This window comes from Bacillus sp. JJ1566 (genome assembly GCF_036962685.1).
Taxonomy (GTDB): domain Bacteria; phylum Bacillota; class Bacilli; order Bacillales; family Bacillaceae_L; genus Ferdinandcohnia.
This window is the reverse complement of sequence record NZ_JBALOP010000020.1, coordinates 86,048-101,952: the sequence shown is the minus strand read 5'-3', so window position 1 is coordinate 101,952 and position 15,905 is coordinate 86,048. Positions and strand designations below refer to the sequence as shown.

Here is a 15,905-nt window from a genome sequence, read left to right as displayed (position 1 = left end):
GTTTTTTAAATTAAATTCGAACTAATTATTAATGTTTAATAAAAATGTTCGTGATTTAATTTTGAGCTAAATGGTGGTGAAAGGGGTATATTATGGGGAATTTTGAAAACAAGTGGATTCGTGCTGTACTTCCAGCATTATTGATTCACTGTAGTATTGGTACAGTGTACTGTTGGTCATTATTTAAGGGCGATATTGCCTCTTACATTGGGAAGCCAGTCGGTGAAGTGGAATGGGCATTTAGTATAGCCATTTTTGTACTTGGAATGTCTGCAGCGTTTGGAGGAAAACTTGTTGAAAAAGACATTCATAAATCGTCTTTAGTTTCGGCAATCTTTTTTGTAGCTGGGATGGCTGGAACAGGTTTCTTTATTTATCAAAAGTCCTTGATAGGTATTTATGTTTCTTATGGAATTGTGATGGGGATTGGACTTGGGATTGGTTATTTAACACCAGTAAAAACATTAATGCTTTGGTTTGAGAAGCAAAAAGGGTTGGCGACAGGCCTTGCTGTTGCAGGTTTTGGCTTAGCGAAGGTCATTGCAAGTCCTTTAATGGTAAAACTGCTCGGAGAAAGAAACAATGAGGGGCTCTTAGTAAATCCCACAAATATATTTACAATGTTTTTTATTCTAGCGGGTGTTTATTTGGTGATGATGGTTATTGGGCACTTAGCTTTAAAGAAACCAGCTGGATATGTTGAAAAAAGCGAAAAAACCCAAAGCTTTAGTTATCGAAAGGTATTGACGAATAAAACATTTATCGGTATTTGGTTCATGTTCTATATCAATATTACATGTGGATTAGCTTTAATTTCACAGGAAAAAGGCATTTTAGCATTCATTGGATTTGGGGCAATTGGTTTGGTTAGCTCATTAACAGCTATTTTTAATGCAGGCGGCCGAATTGTTTTCTCCTCATGGGCTGATCGATTAAAAGACCGTAACACAATTTATAAAATTATTTTTATTTCATCTATTACAGCCATTTTATTAACAATAGTGTTTGATGGTATTAATAACTCTATTACGCTCCTTATAATTACCTTACTTTGCGTCGTAAACGCAGGCTACGGTGGAGGATTTTCATCTATACCACCACTTTTATCTGACCGCTTTGGTTTAGATAGTGTTTCTACTGTACATGGATTAGCCTTATCTGCTTGGGCAATGGCAGGACTGACAGGTAATCAGCTAAGTGCATTTGTTCTTGAAAAGACACAATCCTATGACATGGTGTTATATGTCATTATGACTTTCTTCGTGATTGCGACTTTAATTAGTATCTTCGTTGTTAGACCTGATAAAGTAAACTTGGAAAGTGAAGAATTAAATAGGACAGTGGAAAGAGTAGCAGGTTAAGTACTTATTAAATATAAGTAAAAAAGAAATGCAGTGAGCCGAATTAAAAAAAACTCCTAAATGTTGCCGTTCAGTATAAATAGTGGCAATTTAGGAGATTTTTTTATTTGATAAGCTTTTTATTGTAAAAGGTTAAATTGTATCTTTACCGCCATCTACAATGTAAGTCTGACCAGTGACATAAGAAGCCTCGTCAGATGCTAAGAAACAAACGACATTTGCAAGCTCAGATGGTTCACCAATTCTTCCCATCGGAATTGCTTCTGAATATACACTTAGCATGTCATCGTCAACGTCTTTCAAAATACCAGTATTAACCACACCTGGAGAGATTCCATTTACACGAATGTTATCACGAGCATAGTCGTGACCAGCTTGGCGAGTTAACATTAAAACCGCCCCTTTTGAAGCAACGTAGGCTGGAGAACCAGGAGTGGCATGTCGAGATGAAATAGAAACTGTATTTACAATGGCACCGCCACCGTTTTGTTTCATATAAGGAACCGCATGTTTTATTCCGAAGAATGGTCCGTTTACGTTAATGCTAATTACTCGATTCCATTGCTCTTCCGTATATTCATCTATGTTTGCATAAGCTCCAATAATTCCAGCATTGTTACATAAAATATCTAGTTTGCCAAAAGTGTTTACTGCTGTTTCAATCAGATTTTTTACGTCTGCTTCTTTTGAGACGTCTACTTTTACAGCTTTTACATTTTCACCAAAAGTTCTTTCAAGATCAAATATAGTATCTGTTATATCCCCAGCAACAACCTTTGCGCCTTCTTTAACAAATTTCTCTACAATTCCATAACCGATACCAGAGGCTGCTCCAGTTACTACAGCTATTTTGTTTTCTAGTTTCATAACATATTCCTCCTCTTTACTTATGTTAAAAATATCTGCATCTTCAATGTAACATTCATTAGGAAAAACTAGGTAAACACAATTACTTTAAATGAAGTTTAAACAACAGTTATACTACTATTGTTGATTATATTTTTAATAGGAGCTAGACTTATGGAAATTAAAATAGATAGAAGAATTAAAAAGACAAAACATTCTTTGAAAAATGCTTATATAAATTTAATTGAACAATACCCGGAACATGAGATTACAGTATCCATGATTGCACAATATGCAGATTTAAATAGAGCCACATTCTATGCCCACTATTCAAATAAAGAGGAGTTTCTAGAAGAAGCTTTATGCGAATTGTTAGAGGGATTAAGAGAAGCCATCCTATTTCCATTTGAAAATAACAATAGGATTAATGTAAATTCTTTAGCACCTACGACAGTAAAAATATTTGAATATATTGAAAAGAACAAACGAATATTTTATGCATTGTATACTAGTCATTCAGATTTTAAAAAGCGTTTAGAGTCGTTGTTTTATCGGATCTTTTCCAGTGAGGTTTTTATAGAGATGAAGTCCACGATGGGTGAGATAAATTATGAAATGTTCTTACATTATCAAACCAATGCCACTTTAGGATTAATTTTTTATTGGATTCAAGGTAAATTCAAATTTTCTGCAGAGTTTATGATGGAACAACTTACTATCTTTTCTAATACTCAAGTAATCGATTTACATAAGATGTGAAGTACTAGGGTGTACCGTATATTTAGTAAGGAAGGTTGTTTTTTGGAATGCACCTCTAGAGAGTAAACAACCACAATTTGACGAAAGATAGGATAAAGGAAAGGAGGTAACCCGTTATGCACTCAATTAACAAAATAGGGAAGAGTTTTTGGTATATCACTCCAATATCGGAGACGGATCGGCCCATTTTAGGAATGGTAGTTGGTCAAAACAAGACATTAATGATTGATGCCGGCAACTCAGAAGACCATGCAAATTATTTCATGAATGAGACCTTAAAAGGTAAGGTCCCACATCCTGATATGGTTGTTCTTACTCATTGGCATTGGGATCATATCTTTGGTCTTTACGCATTGCCACATACAGTTTCAATTGCTTCTCATGAAACAAAAAAAGAAATGGAAAAGCTCATTCCGCTTTCATGGTCAGACGAAGCAATAGATGAACGTGTGAAAGAAGGAACAGAAATTGAATTTTGCGCGAAGGCTATTAAGAATGAATATACGGATCACAGGGATATCAAGATTGTCTTGCCAGATTTAACCTTTGAAAAACGAATAGAAATTGACCTCGGTGGGGTAACCTGTATCGTTCAACATGTTGGGGGAGATCACGCTGCCGATTCAGTGATCGTGTATATCAAAGAAGAAAAGATTCTTTTTCTAGGAGACTGTATTTATCCAAATATGTATTCTGAAAAAGAAAACTATACCATTAAAGAAACACTGCGACTATTAGATGAACTAGAACGATTTGATGCAGATACATATATCCCTTCGCATCAGAGGCCGATTTCAAAAGAAGAATTTAATCAAGAAGTAGCTAAGATTAGAGTTGTTGCTAAGTATACAGAAATTTGTGGTGGAGATAAACAGAAAATGGTAGAGGAATATAAAAAGCACGTAAAAAGGGAATTGACAGAAGATGAAATGGAGACAATTAACAACTTTGTTAACGGTTATTAAGACATCTGAATGTAATGAAAAAAACCCACTATTTAAGTAGTGGGTTCTACCTTTTATAGAACTAAACTAACGATAATACCTGAAAGAATGCTTACAAGCGTGGCGCCATATAATAGCTTTAACCCAAAGCTTGCGACGACATTCCCTTGTTCTTCATTCAGACTTTTGACTGCCCCGGTAATAATGCCGATGGATGAGAAGTTGGCAAAGGAAACTAGGAACACAGAAAGAATCCCAAGTGTACGGGAACTAAAGTCATGATTGCCCCCGGATAAGTCCATCATTGCGACAAATTCATTCGTCACCAGTTTAGTTGCCATAATCCCCCCGGCATTAACTGCTTCTGATAAAGGAATCCCCATAAGGAGTGCAATTGGGGAAAAAAGATAACCTAGTAACTGCTGAAAGGAAATGGTAAAAATAAGTTCAAACACGTGATTGATTGCGGCCATTAAAGCAATGAACCCAATCAACATGGCGCCGACAATCACTGCCACCTTAAAACCATCTAGGATATACTCCCCGAGCATTTCAAAAAAGGATTGCCTTCTATTCTCCTGTATTTCTAATAGATCTTCATTTTGATTTAACTCGTACGGATTAATAACAGAAGCTATGATAAAACCGCCAAATAAATTTAAAGCCAAAGCCGTGACAACATATTTTGGTTCAAGCATCGTCATATATGCGCCAACTATGGATATGGATACAGTCGACATCGCAGAAGCACACAGAGTATACAACCGCTGCCTTGAAAGAAGGCCTAGTTGTTTTTTTAACGTGATGAAGACCTCAGATTGGCCGACCATCAACGAAGCAACTGCGTTATATGATTCAAGTTTACCCATCCCATTCACTTTACTTAATAGCCATCCAATTCCCTTCATGAGGAACGGCAAAATTTTTAGGTATTGAAGAATTCCAATTAATACAGAAATAAAGATGATTGGTAACAATACATTTAAAAAGAATGGAGCTTCTCCATTATTTGCCATACCGCCAAAAACAAAGGAAATTCCTTCGTTTGCATACTCTAAAAGCATGTTAAATATAGCAGAAATTCCCGTGATGATGATGAGACCAAATTCCGTATTTAGTAGGAATATCGCTAAAATAATTTGAATGACAAGCATCAAGATGATTGGTTTAAGTTTTACCTTTTTCCGATTAGAGCTTGCCAACCAAGCCAAAAACAATACAACAAGAATACCTAAAATTGAAATAGCATAATGCATATGGACCTCCTGATGAATTTAAACATGATGTATATGCTTCCAGTATCGTTACCGATCGCATGCAACCTGTTCTATTTATGATTGCAATGGATATTTTGCCCACATTTTAGAAAAAGAACCCAGACATCGTTTTTTTTAGAGACTTAAAATGATGGAACAAATATAGCACGGTTATCACAATAACTGAAAGCATAGAATAACATTAACAAGGGATGAAAGGCAATTGGCGAATATTTCTTAAAAAGATGGTATGATAGATGGCAATATGCCTTAAGGAGAAGAGTTTTCTATGAAGATTCCTATTTTGTATGAGGATAATCATCTACTTTTGGTAGAAAAGCCAATAAATGTTCCCGTACAAGCAAATAGTAGTGGAGACCTTGATTTATTAACGATGTTAAAAAATGATCTAAAAATACGCTATCAAAAGCCTGGTAATGTTTATTTGGGACTTGTACATCGCTTAGACCGGCCAGTAGGAGGCGCCATGGTGTTCGCAAAAACATCTAAAGCCGCTTCAAGATTATCGGATATGATTCGGAGACATGTGATAGAACGTAATTATTTAGCGGTTGTTCACGGAACACCGAACAAGAAAAGGGGACAACTAGTGCATTATCTTCATAAGGATAATCAGAAAAACAAGGTTTCTGTTGTCTCTTCTAATCATCCCAAAGGAAAAAAAGCAGTGCTAGATTACGAGGTTATAAAATCGAAAAAAGGATTAAGCCTACTTTCTGTGAATCTTCACACGGGGAGACCTCATCAAATTCGAGTACAGTTGTCAGCAATGGGTACCCCCATTTTTGGAGATCAAAAATATGGAGTTCATCTTAATAGAGCTGGACAACAACTCGCACTCTGGGCTCATTCACTTTCTTTTGAGCATCCGATTAGGAAAGAACCATTGGGGGTTAGTTCATTACCACCTAGTCTTTATCCTTGGGATGTATGGTCAATTGCTGCAGACAGAAGTGAAAACTTCAAATCTACTAGAAGTCATGCCTTTTCTTGATATGATTAGAGTTTCTTTCATTCTTCTTTTAATAGGTACTTTGAGCCGAAAATAATAACCATTCCTCGATTCTATTTGGAACAGATAGGCAATGCTGGTTAGCAGATAGATTGGCTAGTTATTTCTTATTTTACTATTGCAGATGAAAGAACTGAAACATAAATAAGTATAATAAAATCCACTCATGCAATTGCATGAGTGGATTTTACTTCACCTATAAGAGAATACATTATTTGTTTTTGCCAGGTTTTATTTTTTCCCCAACATTCGGCAAATCAATATAACCGATGTTTCCAGGATTCTGGGAACCAATCATGAGATAATTTTCCCCATTTAAATCATTGATAGCTTGTAGCCCAGTTACTTCACCGCCATCTGGAGCGGAAATAATCCGTTCCAGTTCTTTCGTATCGATATTATAAGCCCAACCGAAGTTATTCGAATGCATATTGCTATCTTCAGCAATAAACAGTGTCCTTAATTCTTCATCGTACACAATATTGTCAGGATTCGCCATCTTATCCGGGTGTGCTGTATTTCCATCAGCATCTGGAGCAGGGAGATCTTCACCGTTCAATATTGCTTCCATGTCGGTAACAATATAATCACTATTAATAGCATTGCCATTACGATCTTTTTGGTCAGCTGCTATATTCATTTGAAAAATTGTCCCAGCTTTCAATTTTGGCAAGCGGACATCATCTATGGGATCATTCGGATTTTCTAACATACCGCCTTCTATATAGGACATTGCCATATAAACTTTGTTATCGGCTTTGTTGAACGTCAGAGTTTCCATTTTATTAAATTCAGATGTTGCACCAAGCATAGCACCGTAGCGACGAGATTCCAAGAATGCTGCTGCTTTTTCCATACCTGGTTTTACTTTTAAGTATTCTTCGCCAACAGTAGTTTTGATATGAGAAAATCCATTTGCCTCTGCATAGACAGGATCATTTGTCGCGTCAAAAATGTCACTGAAGGTTAAATTTTGGGCTAGATCTTTCATTTCTTCATCTGTTGCATGTCCTAATTCAATCCATTCAAATTCACCGGCACCGCCATTTTCAGCACTAGTCTGGTTAAATTTTGCGGCATATAAGGTACCAGCAGATAAATCACCTGCTTTGTCAGCGATATACATGAATGGCATTACATAACCACCGTCGTCACCGTAATAAACTGTACGATTATCTGGAGCAACCGCTACATTTTCAAAGGATAATCGACCCATGCTGTAATGTTTCACAGCTTCTGCCTTACCATTAGGCGATACTGTGACTTCTGTTGTGTATCCGTAAAGGTATGGATTTCCTATAGCCTTTGCATCCTGAAAATAGTTACGTGCAAATTGGGTAACCTTGGAGTTTTCCGGATTTTTTTCATGTGCTCTTGCATCCGGTTCGTATTCTTCACTGCCTAAATGGGTATTCCAAGGAGAAAGGACGCCCGCACAAGGTGTCCATACTCCACCATAAGCGGAAAAATCAACTGGTTCAATATCGGTAATTTTCAATTCACCCGTTTTCTTATCTTGTACAACTGTATTTAAGTAAACGGCTTTTGGCATTTCCCCGATTTCATTTTTTGGCATGCTTTCAAAATGGTTGATTAAATATAATTTTCCACTCTTTCCGTTTACACTTAATAGAGAATTCATATCAGGTGCAGTAGAAAAAATTGGGCTACCATCTGCACGTGTTATAGCATTGCCATGAACGTCTACGGCACCTCCAACAATTTTACCATTAATAACTTCACCTGGTTTAGCTAAGGAGTGATAGTCTAATTCAACCGTTTTTTGGGACCCATCTGATAATGTAACAAGAGCTTTTGCGTGAGTGTGCATAGTTGACTTTTCCTCTTGTGTTTTAGGGGCTTCCATACCAATAAAATCCACTTTTGTAATTTCAAGCGGTTTGTTTGGTTGTGCAAATACATTTGCTGCAGTCGGGAATAAAAGGGCGGCACTTAAAACAGGGATGACTAGCTTTTTCTTATTCATTAACTATTTCCTCCTAAAATTTCGATAGATGATTTGTACAACTTAATGATAGGATTCAAATGTTAAGGGATAATGCATTTATTATTAATAATATTTAAAATATTTTGGTTATTTAGTCCTGGTTCTATTGGAGGAGATTACTGAATGGAGGAACTTATGTAGTTAAATTGGACTAGGCAAATGTAAAAAACCATATCATACACTCCTTATCAGTAGGAGGTGATATGGTTATTTGAGTAAAATCTCTTATTCAATACAAAAACAGTTCGACTACAAAAACTGATAAACAGGCCAAAAGGGCAACACTTACAAGACTTGCTCCGCGGTATGCAAAAAGGATTGCAACAATAAAGCCGACTAGAGCGGACCATGGTGATGCCGTTGCGTCTAAAATGGCTGGAAAAACCATCACTGCCAATGTCACATATGGAACATAGTATAAGAACGATCGGATATAGACGTTTTTGATTTCTTTTCTAACGAGTGTAAGCGGCAGAACCCGAATGAGATACGTAACGATGGCCATCACCAAGATATAAAAAATAGCATTATTCATATGTATCCTCCTTTACAGGAAAGAAAAACGCTGCGATACCAGCAATCAAAATCGTTAAGATGATTATTTTTACACCTGATGAGATGGATTCAAGGGTTGGTAACTCAGCAAATACCAGGCTTAGTATCATCGAAATGACAATCAATCCGGTAAGAATTTTATTCTCTTTTGCCGGAGGGATAATGACAGCGAGCAGCATTCCGAACAGTGCGATACTAAGGGCACTAATCAATCTTGGTGGCAGAATATTGCCAGAAATAACCCCAAACAGTGTACCAAGTGCCCATCCCGGCACAGCAGCACTCATCACACCATACGCGTAATAAGGGCTCAACCTTCCAGGAACCGCAGCAGACACTCCGAATACCTCATCCGTAATCCCATATGCCATTAATAATCGATGGAAAATGGACGTGTTTGGATCAATCTTTTGGGATAATGCAAATGACATTAGAAAATATCTAGAGTTGATAATTAGCTGTGTGATAGCAATTTCGGCAATTGTTGCGACACTAGCAATAAGCGTTAGCCCAGCAAATTGCCCAGCTGATGTTAAATTAGTTACGGACATTAATACCGCTTCAAACGGATTTAGCCCAGCTTGCTTAGCAAGAATACCAAAGGTAAATGAAACCGCAAAATAACCCATTGCAATGGGAATTCCATTCTTTAGCCCGCTTTTCCATTCTGCTATGTTTGTTTTCATTTTTTCTCCTCCAACGATGCTTGAACGGGTCTTTTTGTCAGACAATATCGATGTCCTTTTTGTATTTAAATGATTCTAGCATATGAATTTGCATTAGTAAAATGAATAGTTATAATTGTTATACAATTCTTCTTTATGCGCTTCGTGTATGGATACTTCACCATTCCATTCGTTTGGAAGTGATTGGTTAAGAAGGTATTCTAAGAAAACAAGTAGAATATATTAATTAAGCAATTCAAATGTGCGGCAAAAAAAGAAGTTAGATAGAACTATATATGAAGGAGGTTAACGCATGAAGCAGCTTTATATAAAACAGAAGGTATTCAGTCTTAGTGGTAAGTTTACGGTTAAGGATCAAAAGGAGAAAGATGTTTATTACGTGGAGGGGAGTTTTATGAAAATTCCTAAGACCTTCTCCATTATGAATACAAAAAGAGATGAAGTTGCGCTTATTACAAAAAAGGTATTTAGCTGGTTACCGAAGTTCTTTGTTGAGGTGAATGGTCGAGAAGTGTTAACGATTAAGAAGGAGTTTTCCTTCTTTAAAGCACGATATACGATTGACGCAGCAGGCATTGAAGTACATGGAAATTGGTGGGATATGGATTTTCAGGTATTACAGAATGGCAAAGTTATCGGTAAGGTGAACAAGGAGTGGTTCACATGGGGTGATAGCTACAAGGTTCAAATATTGAATGAAGAGATGGAAGCCATCATCATTGCTATTGTTGTCGCAATTGATTGTGTGAAGGCTGACCAAGCTGCTGCCTCCTCAGCAGCGACGTAAAGTAGGAACGTACATAATCAATATGCAGCAGTGTTTGGGACGGGGAAACCTGTCTTTTTTTATGAACCGATAAAATAGTAAATACTTCATAAAAACAAGGATATGATATGACTTATAATGGATAAAATTGAGGTGGGGAAATGCCAGATTATATTGAAGTCATTTTGAGGTCAATTATTTCATTCTGTCTATTACTTGGGGGAGCAAGAATATTAGGTAAACAAACGATATCGAAAATGACATTATTTGACTTTGTTGCAGCTATTTCTTTAGGAGCAATTGCGGCAAATATGGCATTTAATACTTCTATTAAGATGTATCATACACTTATTGCATTTGTAATCTATATAGCCATTCTTTTTCTAGTAGCCTTTTTATCATTAAAAATAAGGAAAGGAAGAAAACTTCTTGCTGGTGACCCAACTATTGTGATAGAGAATGGAAAAATATTAGAAGAAAATATGAAAAAGATGCGATATACATTAGATTACTTAAATCAGCAACTACGGGAAAAGGATGTATTTAATATCGAAGAGGTTCTCTTTGCAACTGTTGAAACGAATGGGACGTTAGCCGTTCTGAAAAAACCACAATTTAGGAACGTAACAAGACAGGATTTGAAGATTGCAGTGACGCCGGAACAGAAACTACCAATTGAACTTATTATGGATGGAGACATCATGTCAAAGAATTTAGAAGAAAACAATTTAACCTCATCATGGTTAGAATCAGAGTTAATGAAACGCCATTTAACAAAAAATGATGTTGTTTATGCAGTACTTTCCGCCAATGGAAATGTGTATGTTGATACATCAAATGATCATCTTCACTCCCCGATTGATAAAGAATAATGAATGATCCATAAAGAATTTTTGACAACTGTAACAGTTGAACAAAAGTAGGGAAACCCAAAACAGATTCCCTGCTTTTTATTATCGTGTTTTCTTCCTCTTTTATCGAAATTGCCTTCTGTCGTGAACAATATGTACAAAATACCATTTAATTTACGATAATCACTTTATTTTGGAAACGTTCTCATTACAAATAATCTTTATTATGATTAATTTACCAACAAAGGGACGACAACTTATTGGGGTCTTTGGTGTTTGAAATAACGAAATTAAGACGTGAATCCAGAGGAAGCATAATTCATATATAAGGGGAAGGTACGGTATGAAAATGAAGTTATTGCAACGAACACAAACAATCGTTCGTTATCAGAACCAAACAGGTCAAGTATATTACGGGATTGTTGAAGATAAGGAAATTTTGCAGTTATCTAGTAGCTTTAATGAAATTATAAACAATGAGATAAAATTCGATGGTGTAAGAGTTAACATTGAAGATATGAAGATAGTAGAGCCTGTAAAACCCCAGAAGGTAATTAATTTTGGTTGGACATATACTGAGCACGCAAAGGAAACAGGTGGGAAGCCTAATCTCAAAGAACCTTTTTTATTTTTAAAACCATTATCTTCTTTGATTCCAAACGAGGGTGAAATCATTCTTCCCCCAACAAGTTTAACGAATCAGGTGGAAATGGAGGGTGAAGTGGCACTCGTTATTGGAAAACGCGGGAAAAATATTAAGGAAGAAGAAGCTTTGGATTATGTTTTTGGCTGTACAATCTTTAATGATGTAACGGCAAGAGATCTGACCAAAACGGATCCCCAATTTACACGAGGCAAAGGATTTGACACATTTGGGCCACTGGGCCCGTGGATTGTGACAGGATTAGATCCAACTAATTTACAAATCGTTACGACTTTAAACGGTAAAGTCGTACAGGATGGCAATACAAATCAGATGTCCTTTTCCATTCCTTTCCTAATCAGTTGGATTTCGAAGGTAATGACTTTGGAGCCAGGCGATGTTATAGCTACCGGTTCACCATCTGGAAGCTGTCCAATGAATTCAGGAGACGTTGTATCTGTCGAAGTTGAGAACATTGGTAAACTGCGAAATTACATAAGATAGTGTGAAAAGCCGTCTATGACATACAAAAATCCACCCAAACGATAAATGAAAGGGTGGATTTTGACTTACATGAGAGAAAATTATTTATTATTTTTTGCGGGTTTTATTTTTCCCCCAACTTTAGGAAGAGAACTAGCTCTGTTACGTAGCCAAATGGCAATTTGTAATGCGAAAGCATCCTTAAAGTTTTGGGGATCATAGCCGCTTTCTGTTTTGATTTTATTCAGACGGTAAATTAAAGTGTTGCGATGGATGTAAAGTTTTTTTGCTGCTTCCTTTATATTAAAATTAGAGTCAAAGAATGCTTGAAGTGTGTCTATATAATGGTTAAGATCACCTTCGCCTTGTAGTATTCTTTTGCAAAATGGTTCAGCTACCTCTGGGTTGATTTGGTGAATGAGTGCCTCCGGTTCAATATCTAAATAAGAAATAATCTCATTATTAGATTTACTAATAGCTAAGGCAATTTCACATTCGTAATAACCTTGGTTAACGCTCAGAAGATTCTGAAGAAGTGAAGAGTATGCCAATCGAACCTGAACCTTCATTTTTTCAAATTCCTTAAAAAGGTTAGATAACTTCCTTTTTGCTTCTTCATGAGAAACCTCAGATAAAATCAGCAGCAGTTTGTTAACATGAACAAATCCTGCTAACACCTTTCCTTTACCAATTACTTCTTCCGTATTTTTAATAATCAAGTGGTTTGAAAAAGAATAATCAACTATCTCAATTAAGCTAATGACGAAAGGACCAGTAAGCTTTTTATGAAGTAGACTTTGCCAGCGTTCAATATTGATTGTGTTCGGTATTTCTTTTAAAAGCTCTTCGATAATCATTTCTTTCGTTCTCTGGCGCCACTCCGCCTGTGAAGCCATAAAAGCTTGCTTAATTAAAAGTTCTGCCATCATTTTTACAAGGCCACCGCGATCCCCGATTATGCTTGGTTCTCCGGTAATACCGATGACTCCGACAACCTCATCATGGAAATGAATAGGTAGATTAATTCCTTGTTGTGTTCCACGAAGTTGTCTTTGATTGTCGGAAGTAATTTCAAGTAGCTGTCCAGTTTTAACAACTTCTAAGGCCCCTTCATGGATTGAATTCAGACGAGAGGGATCACCAGTTGCAATGATGACTCCTTCTTCATCCATTATATTGATATTCAGGTTCATGACCTTCGAAGTTTCCTTTACCAGCATTTCAGCAATTTCCCTCGTAATCATCTAATTCTCCTTTTGGTTATTGAATACAAAAAATTATTAGAATTTATGTAATTATTTGTATTTTATATATAAAGAAGAATTGAAGCAAGTACATTATAATTAAATATACAGATTGTTGTAAACGTTTTCGTAGGAGGGATACAAAATAAAGATAATTATTGCTCCTGATTCCTTTAAGGGCAGTGTAACAGCAATGGAAGCGGCCTTGTCAATTGAGAAGGGAATAAAAAATGCATTTCCGAATGCAGAAACGAGGTTAATACCTGTGGCGGATGGAGGAGAAGGGACGATGGAAAATCTCGTTTCTTCAACAAAAGGACACAAAGTTGCAGTAACTGTAACCGGTCCCCTAGGTAAACCAGTCGAGGCATTTTTCGGGGTGCTAGGTGATAACGAAACATGCATTATTGAAATGGCTAGTGCATCTGGCTTGGATTTAATTAGTCGCTCTGAGCGTAATCCATTGACGGCAACAACATATGGAACAGGGGAATTAATTAAGAAAGCGCTTGACGAGGGGTATCGGAATTTCGTTTTAGCAATAGGCGGATCTGCCACAAATGATGGTGGCGTTGGTATGCTACAAGCTCTTGGTATGCAAGTTCTGGACAAGTCTGGAAATGATATTGGGTTTGGTGGAGGTGCATTAAACCAAATTCACGAAGTACTCATGCATAACTTTGATAAACGAATTCATGAAAGCCATTTCTTAATTGCTTCTGATGTGGAAAATCCACTCGTTGGTGATGAAGGAGCCTCACATGTGTTTGGACCACAAAAAGGTGCTACAGATGAAATGGTACTACTTCTTGATCACAATCTTACCCATTGGGGCAATATAGTGGAACAATTAACGGGTATCCGCTTACATGATATGCCAGGTGCTGGAGCAGCAGGAGGTATTGGTGGAGCATTTCAAGCATTTTTCCCTTCAACCATGAAAAGAGGGATAGATGTCGTTATCCAATATTCAAAGCTCGAAGAAAATCTTAAAAATGCTGACCTCGTAATCACGGGGGAAGGACAGGTAGATTTTCAAACTGCATTTGGGAAAACTCCCATGGGGGTGGCACAAACAGCAAAGAGGCTGAGTATTCCAACCATCATTATTGCCGGTTCTATTGGCGAAAGAATTCAAACGTTATATCAATACGGAATTATTGGGGTCTTTAGCATTATTAATCGCCCAATAAGTTTAGAAGTTGCGATGCAGGAGTCAAAAGAGTTATTAGAAAACACAGCAGAGCAGGTGTGCCGTACTTTTTTCTTTAATAATAGGGGGGTAAGAGAAAATGAAAATCAAGCAAACGATTGAAAAAGTACCTGGTGGGTTGATGGTTGTACCTTTGATGCTAGGGGCGTTATTTAATACAGTGGATCAAATGCACATACCTGTAGTTATGGATGCTTTAAAATCTTTAGGGGTTGCACCAACTGCTGACGGTCATTATGAGTTTTTACGTATTGGTGGATTCTCTGAACAATTATTTAAAAATGGCGCTTTAACATTGATTGCTTTATTCCTCTTTTGTGCAGGTAGCCAGATGAATCTCAGAGTCGGTGGAGTTGCCTTGAAAAAAGGAGTATTACTGACAACATCAAAATATTTAACTGGACTTGCTGTTGGATTGTTATTTGGATTCTTTTTTGATCCAATGAATGGTTTCCTTGGTTTATCGACAATGGCAATTATTGCAGCAATGACCAATGGAAATGGTGGTATGTATGCTGCCTTGACAGGTCAATATGGAAACCGGTCAGATGTTGGTGCAGTATCTGTCCTATCATTAAATGATGGGCCATTCTTTACATTAATGTCATTAGGGCTATTAGGATCTAAATTCCCAATTATTGCGTTTATCGCTGTTTTATTACCGATTGCCTTAGGCATGATTCTCGGAAATCTTGACCCTGAGATTCGCGAATTTTTGGCTCCTGGAGAAATTCTGCCAGTTCCATTCTTTGCATTTGCACTTGGCGCAGGGATGAACTTTATGACATTCTTCAATCCAACTGTTGTTGGCGCCGGGTTACTACTTGGGATTATGACTGTAGTATTAACCGGATTAACTGGTATTCTCGTGTTCAAGCTGTTTAAAGAAAAAAGTCAAATTGCTCCAGTGGCTGAAGCGTCTACAGCGGGTAATGCAGTAGGAACGCCAGCAGCAATTGCTGCGGCTGCAGTCGTTGCATCTGGTTCTGGTATGATGAGTGCTGCTGAAGCCCAAGCTTATCAGGATATTGCGAACGTAGCGACGATGCAAATTTCAATATCTACATTAACAACGGCCATTCTTTGTCCAATTGCTGTTATATTAATGGATAAATACCAAAGAAGTAAAGGTATTGATGGGAAACTGGAAAATCCAGTGGCGCCAAAAGACCCTGGGGTACCAGTATAAGAAAACAAGCTCCACCCCTGGCCAACTAAGAGGCTAGGGGTGGTTATTTATTGAAAAATTCATTGATT

Annotated in this window: 15 protein-coding genes; 9 read left to right on the top strand and 6 right to left on the bottom strand. The window is 37.1% G+C overall.

The window, feature by feature from the left end:
- Positions 1–92 precede the first annotated feature (92 nt).
- A complete protein-coding gene (locus V7112_RS10040) occupies positions 93–1,361 on the top strand; it encodes an OFA family MFS transporter (protein WP_335418537.1) in 1,269 nt (422 codons plus the stop codon).
- 132 nt (positions 1,362–1,493) lie between these two features.
- Here V7112_RS10040 and V7112_RS10035 read toward each other — a convergent pair whose 3' ends face one another.
- Entirely contained in the window at positions 1,494–2,228 is a 735-nt protein-coding gene (locus V7112_RS10035; RefSeq protein ID WP_335418533.1) for an SDR family NAD(P)-dependent oxidoreductase, read from the bottom strand.
- 153 nt (positions 2,229–2,381) lie between these two features.
- On the opposite strand from V7112_RS10035, the gene V7112_RS10030 reads away from it, so the two are divergent.
- Together V7112_RS10030 and V7112_RS10025 are read left to right on the top strand one after the other, a co-directional pair.
- Positions 2,382–2,966 carry a TetR/AcrR family transcriptional regulator gene (locus tag V7112_RS10030; RefSeq protein ID WP_335418529.1) on the top strand — a complete coding sequence of 195 codons (585 nt, stop codon included), beginning with the start codon at positions 2,382–2,384 and terminating at the stop codon, positions 2,964–2,966.
- 116 nt (positions 2,967–3,082) lie between these two features.
- Positions 3,083–3,931 carry an MBL fold metallo-hydrolase gene (locus V7112_RS10025; RefSeq protein ID WP_335418526.1) on the top strand — a complete coding sequence of 283 codons (849 nt, stop codon included), beginning with the start codon at positions 3,083–3,085 and terminating at the stop codon, positions 3,929–3,931.
- 53 nt (positions 3,932–3,984) lie between these two features.
- Here V7112_RS10025 and V7112_RS10020 read toward each other — a convergent pair whose 3' ends face one another.
- Positions 3,985–5,166: a NupC/NupG family nucleoside CNT transporter gene (locus tag V7112_RS10020; protein ID WP_335418522.1), complete on the bottom strand. Its 1,182-nt coding sequence runs from the start codon at positions 5,164–5,166 to the stop codon at positions 3,985–3,987.
- Positions 5,167–5,455: 289 nt separating this feature from the next.
- On the opposite strand from V7112_RS10020, the gene V7112_RS10015 reads away from it, so the two are divergent.
- Positions 5,456–6,181, top strand: coding sequence for an RluA family pseudouridine synthase (locus V7112_RS10015; protein WP_335418519.1), 726 nt, complete (start codon positions 5,456–5,458; stop codon positions 6,179–6,181).
- A gap of 229 nt (positions 6,182–6,410) precedes the next feature.
- On the opposite strand, the gene V7112_RS10010 is transcribed toward V7112_RS10015, so the two are convergent.
- From V7112_RS10010 to V7112_RS10000, 3 genes are all read right to left on the bottom strand, one after another.
- A complete protein-coding gene (locus V7112_RS10010) occupies positions 6,411–8,186 on the bottom strand; it encodes a PhoX family protein (protein ID WP_335418514.1) in 1,776 nt (591 codons plus the stop codon).
- A gap of 250 nt (positions 8,187–8,436) precedes the next feature.
- A complete protein-coding gene (locus V7112_RS10005) occupies positions 8,437–8,742 on the bottom strand; it encodes an AzlD domain-containing protein (RefSeq protein WP_335418511.1) in 306 nt (101 codons plus the stop codon).
- Complete coding sequence (locus V7112_RS10000) at positions 8,735–9,448, bottom strand: AzlC family ABC transporter permease (RefSeq protein ID WP_335418508.1); 714 nt, start codon at positions 9,446–9,448, stop codon at positions 8,735–8,737. Before V7112_RS10000 ends, V7112_RS10005 begins: the two co-directional genes overlap by 8 nt.
- A 292-nt stretch (positions 9,449–9,740) precedes the next feature.
- On the opposite strand from V7112_RS10000, the gene V7112_RS09995 reads away from it, so the two are divergent.
- The 3 genes from V7112_RS09995 (at position 9,741) to V7112_RS09985 (ending at position 12,212) form a co-directional block, all read left to right on the top strand.
- A complete protein-coding gene (locus V7112_RS09995) occupies positions 9,741–10,235 on the top strand; it encodes an LURP-one-related/scramblase family protein (protein WP_335418505.1) in 495 nt (164 codons plus the stop codon).
- A gap of 140 nt (positions 10,236–10,375) precedes the next feature.
- Complete coding sequence (locus V7112_RS09990) at positions 10,376–11,086, top strand: DUF421 domain-containing protein (protein WP_335418502.1); 711 nt, start codon at positions 10,376–10,378, stop codon at positions 11,084–11,086.
- Between the two features lie 322 nt (positions 11,087–11,408).
- Positions 11,409–12,212 (top strand): fumarylacetoacetate hydrolase family protein, encoded by an 804-nt coding sequence (locus V7112_RS09985; RefSeq protein WP_335418499.1) that lies wholly within the window; start codon positions 11,409–11,411, stop codon positions 12,210–12,212.
- A gap of 80 nt (positions 12,213–12,292) precedes the next feature.
- On the opposite strand, the gene V7112_RS09980 is transcribed toward V7112_RS09985, so the two are convergent.
- The gene (locus V7112_RS09980; RefSeq protein ID WP_335418496.1) at positions 12,293–13,435 is read right to left on the bottom strand and encodes a CdaR family transcriptional regulator; all 1,143 of its coding nucleotides are present in this window, start codon (positions 13,433–13,435) and stop codon (positions 12,293–12,295) included.
- A 145-nt stretch (positions 13,436–13,580) separates the two neighbouring features.
- Here V7112_RS09980 and V7112_RS09975 point away from each other — a divergent pair, with 145 nt between their 5' ends.
- Positions 13,581–14,750 carry a glycerate kinase gene (locus V7112_RS09975; protein WP_335418543.1) on the top strand — a complete coding sequence of 390 codons (1,170 nt, stop codon included), beginning with the start codon at positions 13,581–13,583 and terminating at the stop codon, positions 14,748–14,750.
- Entirely contained in the window at positions 14,728–15,837 is a 1,110-nt protein-coding gene (locus V7112_RS09970) for a 2-keto-3-deoxygluconate permease (protein ID WP_335418493.1), read from the top strand. Before V7112_RS09975 ends, V7112_RS09970 begins: the two co-directional genes overlap by 23 nt.
- The last annotated feature ends 68 nt before the right edge of the window (positions 15,838–15,905 follow it).

What these genes read in the sequence shown, in the direction of transcription:
- V7112_RS09970 (WP_335418493.1), top strand. Translation starts at nt 14,728, where the DNA reads ATGAAAATCAAGCAAACGATTGAAAAAGTACCTGGTGGGTTGATGGTT.
- V7112_RS10005 (WP_335418511.1), bottom strand. Translation starts at nt 8,742, where the DNA reads ATGAATAATGCTATTTTTTATATCTTGGTGATGGCCATCGTTACGTAT.
- V7112_RS09995 (WP_335418505.1), top strand. Translation starts at nt 9,741, where the DNA reads ATGAAGCAGCTTTATATAAAACAGAAGGTATTCAGTCTTAGTGGTAAG.
- V7112_RS09980 (WP_335418496.1), bottom strand. Translation starts at nt 13,435, where the DNA reads ATGATTACGAGGGAAATTGCTGAAATGCTGGTAAAGGAAACTTCGAAG.
- V7112_RS10025 (WP_335418526.1), top strand. Translation starts at nt 3,083, where the DNA reads ATGCACTCAATTAACAAAATAGGGAAGAGTTTTTGGTATATCACTCCA.
- V7112_RS10010 (WP_335418514.1), bottom strand. Translation starts at nt 8,186, where the DNA reads ATGAATAAGAAAAAGCTAGTCATCCCTGTTTTAAGTGCCGCCCTTTTA.
- V7112_RS10040 (WP_335418537.1), top strand. Translation starts at nt 93, where the DNA reads ATGGGGAATTTTGAAAACAAGTGGATTCGTGCTGTACTTCCAGCATTA.
- V7112_RS10000 (WP_335418508.1), bottom strand. Translation starts at nt 9,448, where the DNA reads ATGAAAACAAACATAGCAGAATGGAAAAGCGGGCTAAAGAATGGAATT.
- V7112_RS10035 (WP_335418533.1), bottom strand. Translation starts at nt 2,228, where the DNA reads ATGAAACTAGAAAACAAAATAGCTGTAGTAACTGGAGCAGCCTCTGGT.
- V7112_RS09985 (WP_335418499.1), top strand. Translation starts at nt 11,409, where the DNA reads ATGAAAATGAAGTTATTGCAACGAACACAAACAATCGTTCGTTATCAG.
- V7112_RS09990 (WP_335418502.1), top strand. Translation starts at nt 10,376, where the DNA reads ATGCCAGATTATATTGAAGTCATTTTGAGGTCAATTATTTCATTCTGT.
- V7112_RS10015 (WP_335418519.1), top strand. Translation starts at nt 5,456, where the DNA reads ATGAAGATTCCTATTTTGTATGAGGATAATCATCTACTTTTGGTAGAA.
- V7112_RS10020 (WP_335418522.1), bottom strand. Translation starts at nt 5,166, where the DNA reads ATGCATTATGCTATTTCAATTTTAGGTATTCTTGTTGTATTGTTTTTG.
- V7112_RS10030 (WP_335418529.1), top strand. Translation starts at nt 2,382, where the DNA reads ATGGAAATTAAAATAGATAGAAGAATTAAAAAGACAAAACATTCTTTG.